This is a genomic window from Williamsia limnetica (assembly GCF_003217475.1).
Classification (GTDB): Bacteria; Actinomycetota; Actinomycetes; order Mycobacteriales; family Mycobacteriaceae; genus Williamsia; species Williamsia limnetica.
Map to the genome: position 1 here is coordinate 1 of NZ_QJSP01000003.1, position 14,599 is coordinate 14,599.

The window sequence follows — 14,599 nt, forward strand, 5'->3', positions numbered from 1 at the left end:
CGGCGGACAAGGCATGGCCATGGTCCTCGAGCGCCTGAGCTGAACCTCAACCAAACAAAAGAGCCCGCGACCGAATGGTCGCGGGCTCTTCTGGTGTCGAATGCTAGTCCGAGTTGAAGTAGCTCAGCAGGCGCAGGATCTCGACATACAGCCAGACCAGGGTGACGGTCAGGCCGAGCGCGATGCCCCAGGCCGCCTTCGACGGAGCGCCGGAACGGATCAGCTGATCCGCCGCATCGAAGTCGATGAGGAAGCTGAACGCGGCGAGCGCGATGCAGACGAGCGAGAAGATGATCGCGATCGGTCCGCCGTCGCGCAGGCCCAGCCCGGAACCACCGTTGAAGAAGCCGATGATCAGGTTGCCCAGGATGAGCACCAGGACGCCGATCAGGCCGGCGAAGATCATGCGGGTGAACCGCGGGGTGACGCGGATGGCACCTGTCTTGTAGACGATCAGCATGCCGCCGAACACACCGAATGTTCCGAGAACGGCCTGGCCGATCAATGCACCGGCGCTGACGTCACCGGCGACCACCCAGTTGGCGAAGACGTACGAGATGGTGCCGACGAACAGGCCCTCGAGTACCGCGTAGCTGAGCACGATGGCCGGGTTGTCCTGCTTTCGACCGAAGGTCGCGACCAGTACGAGCGCCAGGCCACCGAGCGCGCCGACGAGCATCAGCGGCATGGCCAAGGACTCGTTGACACTGGTGAAGTAGTACGACAGGGCGGCCGACAGAATCAGCACACCGAGGGTGGCTGCGGTCTTCGTGACGACGTCGTCGATGGTCAGGGTTCGGGTCCCGGCCGGTTGCCCCGGACGCGCGTACGGATCGGCCTGTGGCTGACCCGCGTGCTGATTCCACTGTGCGGCCTGGCCGGCGCCGGCCGCACCAGCGCCAAAGCCGGCGTACCCGCCTGGGCCTTGGTTGCTGCGCACAACACCACGCATCACCGGATTGCTGCTTTCACGCACCGTTTCTGGTCCCTTCTCATGACTGACTGATGTTCGCTCAACGAGCGATGTGACTTTCGAGTTCCGACTTTACCTTCTCTTGACTCTTGCTGCAGACAGGCCGAGGCCCGTGGTCACGGCGCATCTGTCCGCTGCCGATCGCCGCGCTCAGCCCCAGCGACTGTGCCCGCCGTCCGCAGGGATCGTCACGCCGCTCAGGTAACTGGCGTCCTGGCTCGACAGAAAAACCGCAATCCGGCCGATATCGGCCTCCGCGTCCCCGATACGCCCGAGCGGGATGCTTTTGATGAAGGCGTCGGCCTCCTCCGGGTAGGTGTCGGTCCACCACTGCAGTGACGGCGTCATGGCGTGTGGCGCGATCGCATTGACCCGGATGTTGTCCTTACCCCACTCGCAGCCCGCAGCGCGGGTCAGCGACCTTGTCGCCTCTTTGACCGCGGCATAGGGCCCGAAGGTCGCCATGTCCCACCGGACGGCGGCGGACGTCACGAGATTGATGATCGATCCGCCTCCCCGAGCGACCATCAGCGGATGGCACGCCTTCATGAGCCGCAACACCGCCAGCGGGCCGGTCTGGAAAAACCGTGTGAAGTCGTCGTCGCTCACATCCAGCAGCGGGATGGGCATGGCGTCGTTGGCGTTGTTCACCAGGATGTCGACACCCCCGAGGCGCTCGGCACAGGCGGCAACGATCGCAGCGCAATCATCTCCGTCACTGACGTTGCCCTTGAGATATTCGGCGCGGACCCCGTTTGCCTGCAACTGTTCGGTCGCAGTTGCGAGCGGCTTGGTGTGCCGTCCGCAGATGAAGATGTCCGCGCCTTCTTTGCTCAGTGCCTGAGCGATGCCCAGGCCCACTCCCTTGCCGCCGCCGGTGATCAGTGCAACTTTTCCATCGAGTACGCCCATGCGGCAGACACTAGCGAAACTAGAACATGTTCACTCGGGATTCGGCAGTGCGATCCGGTCCCCGGCTCGTGACCGCTGCTCGAGGACGAACGTCCTGATCTCGTGCGGGCCCACGTCACCACCGATGACGTCTTTGATCGCCCGCCCCAGACACACCGACGTCAGGACCCGATCGGCGAGTTCGTAGTTCTCGCCCAGTGCGACATATGGCTTGGCGATCATGAGCGCTGCGACGCCGTGCGCCGCCGTCCACAATTCCATCACCACCGGCGTGGGGTCGCCCTTGTCGACGAAGCCCTCATCCATCAGGCGCTCGATGGTCTCGGCGAAGTGCACGAACGCCGATTGACTCAGCACTGCGTCGGCGTCGGTGCCCTCGGCACAGACCTTCATGGTGGCCACCCGGTACAACTCGGCGTTCTCGACGGCGAACCGCACGTACGCCATGCCCTGTGCGTGCGCGGCCTCCCAGGTGTTGTCGTGCTCGGCGCCTGCCTGCCTCATCACCTCGTCGAGCCGCGTGAAGTAGTGCGCGACGACCTCACCGATCAGGGCGTCCTTGTCCGCGAAGTGGATGTAAATGGACGGCGGCGTCACTCCCACCCGGTTGGCCACCGCCCGGATCGAGACCGCCGACTCGTCACCGCTGGAGAGCAGCAATTCCGTTGCCGCCTCGAGTATCTCCGTGCGCAGTTGCTCACCTGAGCCCCGCGGAGACCTCCGTCTTCGGAGTCGATCGACTGTCATGACCACCTTCTTCACTCAACCCGAATCTGTCGTGGAATCTGCGTAGCGGCGCGGGCGCCCACCAGTTTGCCCGGCCGGCGATCTTCATGAAGGCCGGAACGAGCAACATCCTGATCAGGGTGGCGTCCATCAGTACGGCCAGGGCCAGGCCCAGTCCGAACATCCTCATGAAGGACACCTGGGAAAACGCGATACCCGCGAAGACCACGGCCATCAGCAGGGCGGCCGCGGTGACCACCCGGCCGGTGCGGGCCAGTCCGTAGGCGACGGCGTGATCGTTGTCTGCACGCGTGCGGCCTGATTTGAGCCACTCCTCACGGATCCGCGAGAGCAGGAACACCTCGTAATCCATGGACAATCCGAACGCGATACAGAACATGAGCACCGGCATGTTGGCTATCAGCGTCCCGGTGGTCGTGGTCCCGAGTCCGCCGAGATTGCCGTCCTGGAAGATCCACACCATCGCGCCGAATGTCGCCGTCAGCGAGAACACGTTGAGCACCAACGCCTTCAGAGGCAGCACCACAGACCCGGTCAGCAGGAACAACAACACGAACGTGGTCACGACGATCACCGCGAACACCTCGGGCAGGTGATCGATGATGCTGTCGACATTGTCGACGTTCTGCTGCGCCAGACCACTGAACAGCGCGGTCGCATCACCCGGCGGCGACACCGCGCGCAGCGCGTCGAGTTGGTCACGTCCACTGTCCGAGAACGGGTCCACCGTGGATGACACGGTGATCAGCGCAGCGTCGCCCTCAGCCATGTTCGGACCGGGGCCGCCCGCGCCCTGCCCGTCGACAAAGGACCCGACGGGGGTACCTACGGCGGTCACGTTGGCGACCTGCGACAGAGCCTGCCCGTAGTCGGTGAGCGCGGCGTCGTCGAATCCCCGGGTGTCCGGGATGACGATCGTGACCGTGGCAGATGCATTCTGCGCATAGTCTTCGCGCAACTCATCTCCGAGCACATGGGTGGAGGCAGAGGTCGGGAGCACCCTGTCGTCGGGATAACCGAACTTGATCCCGAGGAACGGCGCGCCCAGCACGAGCAGCAGCACCACCACGGACAGTCCCACCGGTACGGCGTGACGCAACACGAACCGGGTCGAGCGATACCACATGGATTCTTCGGGCTCGGGAACCTTTGGTTCGCTGCGCCCCAGCCATTTCCGGATCGGTTTGCGTACGTCCAGTGCATCGATCCGGGGGCCGAGCAGAGCGATGATCGCCGGGGCGATGATGAGCGCGGCAGCAGCGGCCAACGCCACCACCGCCAGGCCTGCGTACGCGAACGAGCGCAGGAAGTACATGGGGAAGATCGCCATGGCAGCCAGCGAGAGCGCCACCGTCACTGCGGAGAAGAGTACGGTCCGTCCCGCGGTCTTCACGGTCACCGTCAACGCGTCGTCGCGGTCCCGCCCGCCCTGCACCTCTTCGCGATAACGGTTGATGATCAACAGGGTGTAGTCGATCGCCAGCGCCAGACCCAGGGCGGTGGTGAGGTTCAGCGCGAACACGGACACGTCCGCGAACACGGTGAATCCCCTCAGCACAGCGGTGGTTCCGATGATCGCGAAGATGCCGATCGCCAGCGGCAGTACTGCCGCGATCAACCCGCCGAACACCCAGATCAGCAGCAGGAAACTGATGGGGATCGCAATCGCTTCGGCGATGAACAGATCATGGCTCGTCTGTTCGTTCACCTGCGAATAGACCAGGGCCTGACCGCCCACCAGCACGTCGACGCCGGGGTACTGCGCGGCGAAGGACCGGTCGGTGAAACGGTCGTCGATCTTTTTCCCGTTTTCTTCTGCCTCTTTGTCGCCCCCGGACACCGTGGTGACGACCAAACCCGAAGCGCGGTCACGGGAGACCAGAGCCCCCGCCGCTTCCGGGTTGGTCCAGGCGGACACGATGGGATCCTCGACGAAGCTCATCTCATCCAGTTCTCGGACGATCGCCTCGCCCGCCGCACGTGCGGTGGGGCTGTCAACGATGTCCGCGGTGCCGTCCTGATGCACCCGGATGACGACCTGCAGGCCGCCGCGCGCGAAGGTGTCGCTCAGGACCTGATTGGCCTGAGCCGACTCGGAGTTTGGATCGGAGAAGCCGCCGCCCGAAAGATTGGCCGCGACAGATGAGCCCAACACGCCGCAGATGATGAGCACCAGCAGCGCGCCACCGAGAACACGTTTGGGTGCGGAGATCACACCACGAGCAAGTGACGACAGCACTGGGACTTCCCTTCGGTGAATTCCTGGGTGATCGCCGTTAAGTTAACAGCACTATCTTAGGGTCGTCAATCAGTGCGTCGACCGATCATGGGCCAGAGGAGAGGTCGATCTCACCGACGGTCTTCGGCGCTTCCAGGACGATGTCGTAGCCGTGGCCGAACGCGGCGAGTCGATGTTTAGGGATGTCGAAGGTTCGCTTGTTGAGCAACGCCGACCGGATCTGCGCCGGAAGGCGAACCGAGGCCCGCACCCAGAGCGGCTTGAAGTCTTGCGGCATCTGTTCCAGCAAACGGTCCGAGGCGATCCCGAACACCTGCGCCATGGCTAGGTAGTCAGCGCGGAAGTCTTTGTAATGGTGAGTATTCCGATAGTTCTGGAGATATACGTCTGAGAGCGACCTCGGCAGGTCACTCTCGATGTGCGCACGCACTCCCGCGAGCATGCCGCCGATGATCGGCACGATGGGTCGCCTCGAATCGGTCTGCTCGCACCGCGACCAGGCCACCTGCCACGGCTTGTCGACCACGCCGCCGCACCTGTAGTTCTGCAGATTTCGCGCATAGTGGATGTGGAAGTCGGGGATGAGACGCAGTGCCCAGTCGGGGTACTGCAACACACCGCGGTCGACGAGACCGATCATCTCTTCGGTGACGATTGCGTACACCCTGGCGAACCACTGTTTCGGATCTTCGTCAACGCGCAATTCGGCTGCGATCGACTGTTGTTCGGCCAGCGTCGAGATCGCTGTCGCTCGTAGCGGTTTCAGATCAATGCAGCGAATCTCGCCGGCTGCGGCGGGAGATGGGGCATCCGCCGGCGGCCGGATGGCTTCGTCCGCGAGGTCGCGTAGCGATTTCTCCAGTTCACCGCGGAGCCCCCGCTCGACGAGAGCGCCGATTCCCGGAACGACGAAGTCCATCTCGACTGTCCATGTGATCCGGCACCCGGCGTCGATGCGGGAAAAGTCTATGCGGCCCTGATGATGTCGGACGGTCGCCGGACCGGCGTACACGTGGTACTCGAACCACTCCGGCTGCGCCGCAGCGACCACAACCTCCCGAAGCACCGACCGCACCGGCGCCGGGGTGATCACCGTACGCAGTGCACCTGCACGGTCGTAGCGATCGTCGACGCCGGGATCGTTCCCGACGATCTCGGCGCTCGACCACCGATTCATCTGGTCCGGATCGGTCATCAGCCGCCAGGCCTGCTCGATCGTGCAGGGCAGATCCTGGGTCAGCTCCAACGTCCGCACCGGGTCAGGCCACCGTTCTGACTCTGTCGATCTCTGCGGAGTTCATTCCCAAACCGCGCATGACCGTGCGCATCTCCCGATTCACCACCTGATCTTCATCGCCGAGCAACCCGATCGCCCGGACGACCTCCCGCAATCGCACAGCAGGACGTGCCACATCCACCAGATGATGCAGCGGCGTGCGACGCAGACCCATCTTGCCTGCAGCAGGCCTGCCCACCCACCGGGTCGAGATGGACGAGAAAGACATGGACAGCATCGGGCGCAGCATGACGTTCAGGACGTCGGTGACCGAGCCGGGAACGAGCGGGAGCTCGATCCGGTAGCCCTCTCGCAGCAGAGCCCTGGTCAGGGTCTTCGAGGACTCGTCGGGCTCGAGCTCGAATTGGGCCCCGATCTCGAACAACTGCCTCGCTGCAGCGAAGCTCTTGGGCAGCAACGCATCGTCGACACCGATCACCCATCCGATCCAGCGCCACAGATGCGCAATCGCCTCACGCTCGGCCGCTGAATACTTGATTCCGAAGTCGCCGGCCACCGTCATCGGCAGCGCCAAGAACCCCCCTCCGATCGTGAGCGCGCAGTAGGTCTGATTGATGGGGACGCCCCACTCGGCGACGTTCCACTCGCCATCGGCCAGGAGGCTGTGCCGCACCATGGCGTGGATGAGGCGGATCTTCAGCGTCTGTGACCAACCCTGACCACCCGGGGCCATCTGGCCTGGTGCGGTCGCGAGGGCAACCCAGCGACCGGTGCTGAGCACTCGGTCATAGGTGTGGTCGGCGAGCTGACCCGTGGCCACCAAGGGTCGGACGAATCCCCGGGCCTGATAGCCGTAGATCAGCGATTGGTACAGCGTGCTCGACTGCAGGGTTCCGAACTTCCACCACGCGCGCCCACCTGCCTCGGCGACCGCCTCGTCGAACCAGGGCGGTGGTGACGACGCTGCGTCGAGAAGTGCGCGCAACGCTGGCGGTGCCTCATCCATACGACCGAGAGGATCGTCGAGAATCCGCACGACGTCACGCCATCCGAAGTCAGCGAGACCGACCATTTCCGATATCGCCGCTTGGGCGAGCGGATCGCCCCGACTCAGCCCGCCGTCGAGTTTGTCCACGAGCTCGGGGTGGCGTGCCCGGACACTGTCCCAATTCAGTGCACCAGTGATATCGGAAGCATCCATAAAGACATGGTGTCTTTATTGTTCCAGCACGTCAAGCATCCGCACTTCGTTCGAGATAGGTAGCTGCATCTCCGGCAACCGGATGCCGGCCCCGCCGGCGCCCGCGAACCCCTCCCAGACCAGATCGGTCACGTGATCGACGAGTTCGGCACGGTCCATCGTTCTCGCTTTTCCCCACCAGGCGACCGTCGTCCAAATGGCCCCCACCAACGCGCGCGCCCACGGCGCTGCCGCCCGCGGATTCCCACCGACCTGCTCGAATCCGACCTGAAGGACCTGTTCGAGGAAACCTGTGACGTGCGAGTCCCCTACGCCAGACTGCATTCTGGGCGCCAGGACGGCCGCGAGCCTGCTGTTCTCTTCCATCCAGCGGGCAAGCACGTCGACCGTTGCCCGCGTCTGCGCGCGGGGCTCCTCGACGTCGTTGAGCGCCGAAGCGATCCCCACGATGATGCGATCGGTGTGCCGTCGGGTCAGCTCGGTCAGGAGATCGTCACGATCTGCGAAGGCGGCGTAGACCGCCGACCGGGTCAGCCCGGCCCTGCTCGCCACTCCGGCCAGACCAAAATCGGTTCCATGAGTGGCGATCTCGGCTTCGGCGGCGTCGAGCAACTGCTCGCGGCGAGCTTCGGGGTCGACCCCGGGACCCGGTGGTCGGCCTCGGCTACGTCGGGAAGAAACGTCAGACATGGCTATGAGTCTGCCATTCCATAAGTAGGTCTATGGCACGCGGCACCCATCTTGACCATGGTCGATGTCACGTTTCTCGGGTGTTGTGGCGCCCCATCCCACGCGCGGTGAAACGGCCATGAGATTCTGTTGAGGTTCGCCGAACGGCTCGCCCCCATAGCCCAATCGGCAGAGGCAGCGGACTTAAAATCCGCCAAGTGTCGGTTCGAGTCCGACTGGGGGCACTGAGATCAGTCACAGGGTGCGATGCCGAACCAGCGTCCACTGATTGCGATGACCCGCCCGGCGATACGACAGTTCGTCGAGCACGGTGAGAGCAATCGCGAGACCGCGGCCGCGCTCGGACAACTCGTCCGGCAACTCGACGGATTTCAGGTCCACCCGGGCCTGCTCTCCATCGTCGGAGAGGTTCGCGTAGAGGCTGTCCGGGCGCACTTCCAACTCGACACGGAGCGACACCTGTCCCCCATCGGTCTTCGTCGCGTGCTCGATGATGTTGGCGGCGATCTCTGCCAGAGCCAACTCGAATTGCATCGCATCCATATCGTCCACCGGAGCTGCGGTCAGCAGCTCCGACAGGAGCTGATGCACCCGTTCCACCGTTTCCGGCTTGGCGAACTCTTCGAGCACCCGCACCACGGGCGGCGTGTCAGCTGACATCGAACGCGCTGTCGGCCGACGGATGCGAACGCAGCACGCGATTGAGATTGGTCAGCGACAACACCGACTCGACCTGACTGGACGGCGCGGCGATACGCAGATCACCGCCGGCCTGCCGAGCCACCTTCAGACCGGAGATGAGCGCGCCGAGGCCTGATGAGTCGATGAAGTCGGTCGCCGACAGGTCGATGACGATCTTGGTCGACCCCGACTCCACCAGCTTGTGCAACTGTTCGCGCATTGCCGGAGCGGCGACCATGTTGAGCCTGCCCTGCGGCCGGAGAACCACGGCACCCCCGGCGGTGGTGCGCGTTTCGTAGCTGGTCATCATTCTCCTTCTGTGGTCGACCCGCGATAGCGGACCGCTTGGATCACGACACTGAGTACAACGAGGTCGAACAGCACCCAGAAGAGGTTCACGCCGACACCGAGCACCGAGACCGACCCGCGGTACAGCTGCACGATCCCGATGAACGACGCCACCACCAACACGGTCATGGCGACGAGCTGAGGCCTGATGAGGTGCCACGGCACCGCCTCCTGGTTCTGCCGTGTCTTCGGCGTCACGGCGAATCCGAGTGGGCGTTTGAAATAGACGTTGCGAAAAGCCGTGGTGCACGACTTGATCCATACCGGGAACAGCGCAAGGCTGTACTGCTGACCACGCCAGGTGGACTTACCGCGCCCGATGATGAAGAACAGCAATTGATTGAGCAGGAGGAATGGGATCAACCGGATGAAGAAGTCGAAGCTCAACGCCTGCACGGGAAGAATACCGAGGATGAGGTAGACCGCCGGTGCCGCAATGTATGCCACGGCCGCGAACCCGGCGAGATAGCTCCACATGGTGGCCCAGTACATGAGCCGCTGCGGGATCGACAGACCCTTCTGCACCAGCGGGTTCTCCCGCAGCATCACCTGGATCGTGCCCTGTGCCCACCGAAGCCTCTGCGTGATCATGGTCTTGGCGTCTTCGGGCGCAAGTCCGAGCGCGAGTACCTCATCGTGGTAGGCCGACCGCCAACCCATCCCGTGCAGTCGCATGCAGGTCGCCATGTCCTCGGTGACCGAGATCGTCGCCAGCGGCAACATCGGCTGCGCTTCGTCGTCCCGACCGACGTCCACCGCGCGGATCATCGCCCGGATGGACTCCAGTGCCCCGAGCGGGGACCAATCACGACTGGCCAGGGCTGCGAACGCGTCCTCGTCGAGAGGCGCTGCACCCGACTCCTGCTCGGCGAGCTCGGTGAGAGCGGCGATCGCCTCGAGGTCTGCCCGGATCAACTCCATGTCGGATTCGACCAGTCCCCTCGCCGCCACGTCCACCCGCTGCTGGAAGTCGTAGGTCACGTCGGCGAGTGGCTTCTTCGCCTTGAGGTCGGCGCGAGCGATCCGAACTGCCTCGTCCACCGCGTCCAATGCGACGATCGTTTCGAGGTTGCCTTTTCCCACCTGCTTGCGGGTCTTCTTGATCACCGCTTTGGCTGCACGCAGCGATTCCTCGATGCCCTCCTCGATGGCGCGCACGTACCCGGTGATGCCCAGTTGCATCAGTGCCTCGCGCCGCAACACCGCGTTGGAGCCGCAGAAGAAAGCAGCATTCCAACCGTCCTTGCCTTGCTGGATCGGCCCGTAGAACAGCGGCGCCTGGCTACCGAGCGGATCATTGGGCGGAACGTTGACGAAGTACTGCGGGGTCTGCACCAACGCCATCAACTCGTCCTCGAAATAGCCGAGGGTGCGGTCGAGAATTTCCGGCTCGGGAATCTGATCGGCGTCGAGGATGAGAATGAACTCGCCATCTGTCTGCAGCAGTGCGTTGTTGAGATTGCCTGCCTTGGCATGTCGCGGTTTGTCGACCCAACTCTCGGTGCGGGTCAGATAGCCGATGCCGTGTTCTTTGGCCACCTGAGCCAGCTCGGGTCGGTCACCATCGTCGAGTATCCACGTGGTGTGCGGATACCGGACGCGCAGAGCGGCACGTGCCGTGTCCATCACCATCTCGATCGGCTCGTTGTAGGTGGTGATGAAGATGTCGACTGTTGCACCCTGCGGCGGCGGGCCTGGGTCGCCGCGCCGCCGCAGACGCCACATGGTCAACCCGAACAACAAAGAGTCGATGAGGCTGTACGTCTCGGCGACCACGAGTGGTACTGCGATCCACCATGCTTCCCAGTTCACCGAGACGAGCCAGCGCCAGACCACGTAGTTGATGCCGAGGATCGCCGTCACCACGATCAACAGTCGGAGCCACGGCGACGGAGTGGTCCCGAGGTCATGTTCGGCCTGCACGCGGCGCTGCGTCATCCGGAGTCGTCCCGGCGTACCGCCACCACCGTCACGTCGTCGAGTGGAGCACATTTGGCCGCGAGGCTCGCCACCGCGGAGCACAGAATCTGCGGGTCGGAATGCCCGCGGGCGAAGTCCCCAACCGTGCCGGCGTCGCTGTCCTCGGACAGCAGGTCCAGGAGACCGTCGGACACGATGATCAGCATGTCGCCGGGGTCGAGGGTGACGGCCTCCGATGTCCACTCGTCGTCGATCAGGACGCCCAGCGGCAGGCCGCATCCGGGCAACGCTTCGACATCCCCGTTCTTCCGGGAGACGAGGGCGAGCCCGTGCCCGGCATCGATGTATTCGACCTTGCCCGTCGACCGCTCGAGTCGGGCGTGGAACAGCGTCACAAAACTCTCGGTGCTGGTGAGGTCATCAGCCACATGGTTGGCCACCAGCGAGACCGCTTCGCCCAGACTCGTTCCCGGACAAGCGTGGTCCAGCGCCTTGGAGGCGCCCCTCAATGCGGATCGGACGCTCGCCGTCAGGATCGCCGCGCCCAGCCCTTTCCCCATCACGTCCGCGACCGTGAACACCACGCCGTCACCGGTGAGGTAGTGATCGTAGAAGTCGCCGCCGACGGCATAGGCGGGCGCACACATCGACCGCACCGAATACCCGTCCACCCCACGCATCGGGGCGGGTAGCAACTGCCGTTGGACGGCGGCCGCGCGCTCCAGATCGTCGGCACGCTCGAGTTCGCGTTGTGCCCAAGCAGCCAGTTCGCGAAATGTCGCCTGCTGTGAGTCGTCGAAGTTCCGGGGTGAGGTGTCGTAGACGCAGAACGTTCCGACCGGTTGATGACCCGGACCGTACAGGGGGTAGCCGGCGTAGAACCTCACACCGCCATCGCCACCGACTCCCGGTAGCCGGGCGAACTCGGGTACCCGCGCCAGGTCGTCGACGATCAGTGCCGGATCAGCGGGCTCGGTGTAAGTGCGCGCCACCGTTGTCTGACAGACGGTCTCGGCGCGCGGCACCTCTGACAACGGCAGTCCCTCCACCATCTTGAACCACAATCGATCTCGATCGAGAAGCGCGACCGACGCCATCGGCACCCCGAATACGAGCCGGGCCATCCGGGTGACCCGTTCGAATCGGTCTTCGGGCGGAGAGTCCAGAATCTGCAGCTGATCGAGAGAGCGCAATCGCCTTTCCTCGGCTTCCGGCGGAAGGACGAGCTGGATCTCTGCGATCTGGGTGTCAATACTCATCGGTTCAACGCTTTCTGCAGTGCCTCGGTCATGGCCGCCGCCGATCCGGGAGAACTCGCGATCCTCCAGTCGGCTTCTTTGTCGAAGTCGAACCACACAAATCCTGAAACGTTTGCCGCTCCTTCCAAATAGTCGACGAGGTCCGCGATCCAGCCGGGTTTGGAGCCACCTTGCTCCGCGCTGCCCACTTCGGTGACGAGAATCGGTTTATCGGGGGCAAAGCCTCGAATCTGGGCAAACGATTCACCGAACAGGTTTTTAGGTGAGGTCCATTCTCCGCCGGGAATCGACGTACCCCAGTTGTATCCGTCGATGCCGATGACGTCGACGACATCGTCACCGGGGTACCACTGCACCAGATTCTCGCCGGCGACGATCACGTTCGGCGCCCATATCCATCGCACGTTCCGCACGTTCTTCGTGGCGAAGATGCCATGCACATGCCGCCACGCCTGCACGTAGGTTTCGGGCGAGGTGCCTCCGGCCGGACTCCACGGATACCAGGTGCCGTTCGGTTCGTGGGCGAAACGCAGATACACCGGTTGCCCCCAGGCAGCGAGTTCGTCGGCCCATCGGTACAGGTAGTCGTCGTGCGCCCCCGAGATGAGCGACGCCATCGTGAACGCAGATCGGTCATAGCTGTCACCGCCGAGATGCTTCCAGGGTTCCCAGGTGACGACCGGGTCGGCGCCCGCGTTGCGCACGACATCGAGACCTGCGATCGGAGGGGCCGTCGTGAAGTCGGCGAAGGCCAGCACGATACTGGGCCGTTCCCCGACCAGGTCGGCCACCGCGGCCACCTCCTGACCCGCAGACAGTCCACCCGGAGTACCGACTCCGAACCGCAGGCACGTGGACGCGGAACTATCGACGGATGTCGTGTCGACCGTGCACGGCGACTCCGTGGAGCATGCGAACAAGCCTGTGGATGCAGCCAGCACGCTGCAGATCACCGCAGTCAACCGAAACGCCGGAAACGATCGCATTCTCACCCCCTGTCGATGATCACCACCCACCGCGCGCGATTATGCGGTGCGGGCGACGTCCTTTTCCCGACAAGACGCATCTGCCATTGTTCCCCATTTGATCCGATCAGGTACGAGCAACTCGGCTCGCAGGCAATTTCGGCACTCAAATGAACGCGACACAGACCTCTGTCGGGCTCAGCCGACGTCCTGAATTCCCAAAGTCGGCAGGAAGTAGCAGGTACCACTCGAATGGGTCACAGACCCGAGGACCAGTGACAGCACCGTTCCCGAACCGGTTTTGACGATTGCTGCCCTGGTTCCGGCCTGCGGAAGTGCTTCCAGAGCAATTTCGAGTGGCGCGATCAGCGCATTCGCCACCGGCCTCAGCAATACCGGGAGCTCGGCGATCTGAGACTTGATCGGGTTGAGAACTGCGCTGGTCAAACTACCCATCGGCACAAACCCACCCTTGAATGTGTCGACATTGAACCAGGCGACATTCATACCGGATTTATCGCCGCTGTCATTGACTATGCCTGCCGGAACGAAGCCGTACAGCACCTCACCTCTCTTGACCGCGTTGAGGTCGAAAGGATTGTCTGGATCGAGGGGGTTGGGCAGCGAGAGATCACCTATGGGCGGAGTCGTCGGACCCGGCGCAGCACCTGCAACCGCAGGTACGAGGCCCAGCGGCGTGCCCGGGACCTGCGAACAGTTGAGTGCGGCGGTCGGCCACAGGAATGGATCGATGCCCAGTTCGGACAATTGTTCATTCGCAGTCTCGATGAGTCCGAGAATATCGGTCGGCAGCGCCGCCTCGGTCGACTCGATCGCTGCCAACGGGTCAGGTTTGGCTTCCGGTTCGGCCTGCGCAACCGGCGTTGCCACCAGCGCAATTGCCGCCGCACCCACTGCACCAACCGTTATGAACCGCCGAAAACTGGCAAGCATCAAAACACCCCTATCTTTCGCTTCTACGATGACGAAATTCAGCAGAACACAAATTAGTTGACGAATTGCGAAAACGTGCGACACCGATTCAAAGCGATATGTACTCGAGTTCCGCCTGTGTCCGCGGTGAAGCGACCGGCTACTCCGGACGCCGGTACGATCGGGCTGCGAACCATCACGCCGATCACATAACGCGCATAGAATCCGCGCGTGGAATACCTGCTGCTCGGGCACATGGAAGTCGGCGACGCCGGCCGCCCGCTGCCGCTCGGAGGAACAAAACAACGCGCCGTCCTGGCGATCCTCGTTCTCAACGCCGGGACCTGCGTGGACGTGGATCGACTGACCGAATTGGTGTGGGATGACAACCCACCGGCCAAACCGATCACGTCACTGCGCGCCTACGTCGCGAATCTGCGCCGTACCCTCGACGGGGGTGCCCGCGCAGGGCGTCTTCTCACCGATGCCACGGG

13 protein-coding genes, 1 tRNA gene and 1 pseudogene are annotated in these 14,599 nt (G+C 63.6%); 2 read left to right on the forward strand and 13 right to left on the reverse strand.

Annotated features, from left to right (window positions below; translation table 11 throughout):
- Window positions 1-103: 103 nt before the first annotated feature.
- The 7 genes from DFR67_RS05000 to DFR67_RS05030 all read right to left on the reverse strand — a co-directional run bounded on the left by DFR67_RS05000 (window position 104) and on the right by DFR67_RS05030 (window position 7,999).
- Window positions 104-976, reverse strand: coding sequence for a Bax inhibitor-1/YccA family protein (locus tag DFR67_RS05000; protein ID WP_110468348.1), 873 nt, complete (start codon window positions 974-976; stop codon window positions 104-106).
- A 147-nt stretch (window positions 977-1,123) separates the two neighbouring features.
- Window positions 1,124-1,885 (reverse strand): SDR family NAD(P)-dependent oxidoreductase, encoded by a 762-nt coding sequence (locus tag DFR67_RS05005; protein ID WP_110468349.1) that lies wholly within the window; start codon window positions 1,883-1,885, stop codon window positions 1,124-1,126.
- A 30-nt stretch (window positions 1,886-1,915) separates the two neighbouring features.
- Window positions 1,916-2,632, reverse strand: coding sequence for a TetR/AcrR family transcriptional regulator (locus DFR67_RS05010; protein ID WP_110468350.1), 717 nt, complete (start codon window positions 2,630-2,632; stop codon window positions 1,916-1,918).
- Window positions 2,583-4,871 carry an MMPL family transporter gene (locus DFR67_RS05015; protein WP_110468351.1) on the reverse strand — a complete coding sequence of 763 codons (2,289 nt, stop codon included), beginning with the start codon at window positions 4,869-4,871 and terminating at the stop codon, window positions 2,583-2,585. Before DFR67_RS05015 ends, DFR67_RS05010 begins: the two co-directional genes overlap by 50 nt.
- An 85-nt stretch (window positions 4,872-4,956) precedes the next feature.
- Window positions 4,957-6,126, reverse strand: coding sequence for an SRPBCC family protein (locus DFR67_RS05020; RefSeq protein ID WP_110468352.1), 1,170 nt, complete (start codon window positions 6,124-6,126; stop codon window positions 4,957-4,959).
- Window positions 6,127-6,130: 4 nt separating this feature from the next.
- A complete protein-coding gene (locus DFR67_RS05025) occupies window positions 6,131-7,309 on the reverse strand; it encodes an oxygenase MpaB family protein (protein ID WP_110468353.1) in 1,179 nt (392 codons plus the stop codon).
- A gap of 15 nt (window positions 7,310-7,324) precedes the next feature.
- Window positions 7,325-7,999 (reverse strand): TetR/AcrR family transcriptional regulator, encoded by a 675-nt coding sequence (locus DFR67_RS05030; RefSeq protein WP_110468354.1) that lies wholly within the window; start codon window positions 7,997-7,999, stop codon window positions 7,325-7,327.
- Between the two features lie 150 nt (window positions 8,000-8,149).
- Between DFR67_RS05030 and DFR67_RS05035 the strand changes: the two genes are divergently transcribed.
- Window positions 8,150-8,223, forward strand: a tRNA-Leu gene (locus DFR67_RS05035).
- Between the two features lie 10 nt (window positions 8,224-8,233).
- Here DFR67_RS05035 and DFR67_RS05040 read toward each other — a convergent pair.
- From DFR67_RS05040 to DFR67_RS05065, 6 genes are all read right to left on the reverse strand, one after another.
- The gene (locus tag DFR67_RS05040) at window positions 8,234-8,659 is read right to left on the reverse strand and encodes an ATP-binding protein (protein ID WP_110468355.1); all 426 of its coding nucleotides are present in this window, start codon (window positions 8,657-8,659) and stop codon (window positions 8,234-8,236) included.
- Window positions 8,649-8,987, reverse strand: a complete 339-nt coding sequence (locus DFR67_RS05045; RefSeq protein ID WP_110468356.1) for an STAS domain-containing protein — start codon at window positions 8,985-8,987, stop codon at window positions 8,649-8,651. The genes DFR67_RS05040 and DFR67_RS05045 overlap by 11 nt, the downstream gene beginning before the upstream one ends.
- A complete protein-coding gene (locus DFR67_RS05050) occupies window positions 8,987-10,966 on the reverse strand; it encodes a glycosyltransferase (protein ID WP_110468357.1) in 1,980 nt (659 codons plus the stop codon). The genes DFR67_RS05045 and DFR67_RS05050 overlap by 1 nt, the downstream gene beginning before the upstream one ends.
- On the reverse strand, window positions 10,963-12,207 hold the full coding sequence (locus DFR67_RS05055; protein ID WP_110468358.1) for a PP2C family protein-serine/threonine phosphatase: 1,245 nt from the start codon (window positions 12,205-12,207) through the stop codon (window positions 10,963-10,965). Before DFR67_RS05055 ends, DFR67_RS05050 begins: the two co-directional genes overlap by 4 nt.
- Entirely contained in the window at window positions 12,204-13,193 is a 990-nt protein-coding gene (locus tag DFR67_RS05060) for a glycoside hydrolase family 26 protein (protein ID WP_110468359.1), read from the reverse strand. Before DFR67_RS05060 ends, DFR67_RS05055 begins: the two co-directional genes overlap by 4 nt.
- 177 nt (window positions 13,194-13,370) lie before the next feature.
- Window positions 13,371-14,360, reverse strand: coding sequence for a hypothetical protein (locus DFR67_RS05065; RefSeq protein ID WP_146240372.1), 990 nt, complete (start codon window positions 14,358-14,360; stop codon window positions 13,371-13,373).
- Between DFR67_RS05065 and DFR67_RS31550 the strand changes: the two are divergent.
- Window positions 14,361-14,570: pseudogene (locus tag DFR67_RS31550) on the forward strand (AfsR/SARP family transcriptional regulator); the annotation flags it as partial. It abuts the gene before it with no gap.
- Between the last annotated feature and the right edge of the window lie 29 nt (window positions 14,571-14,599).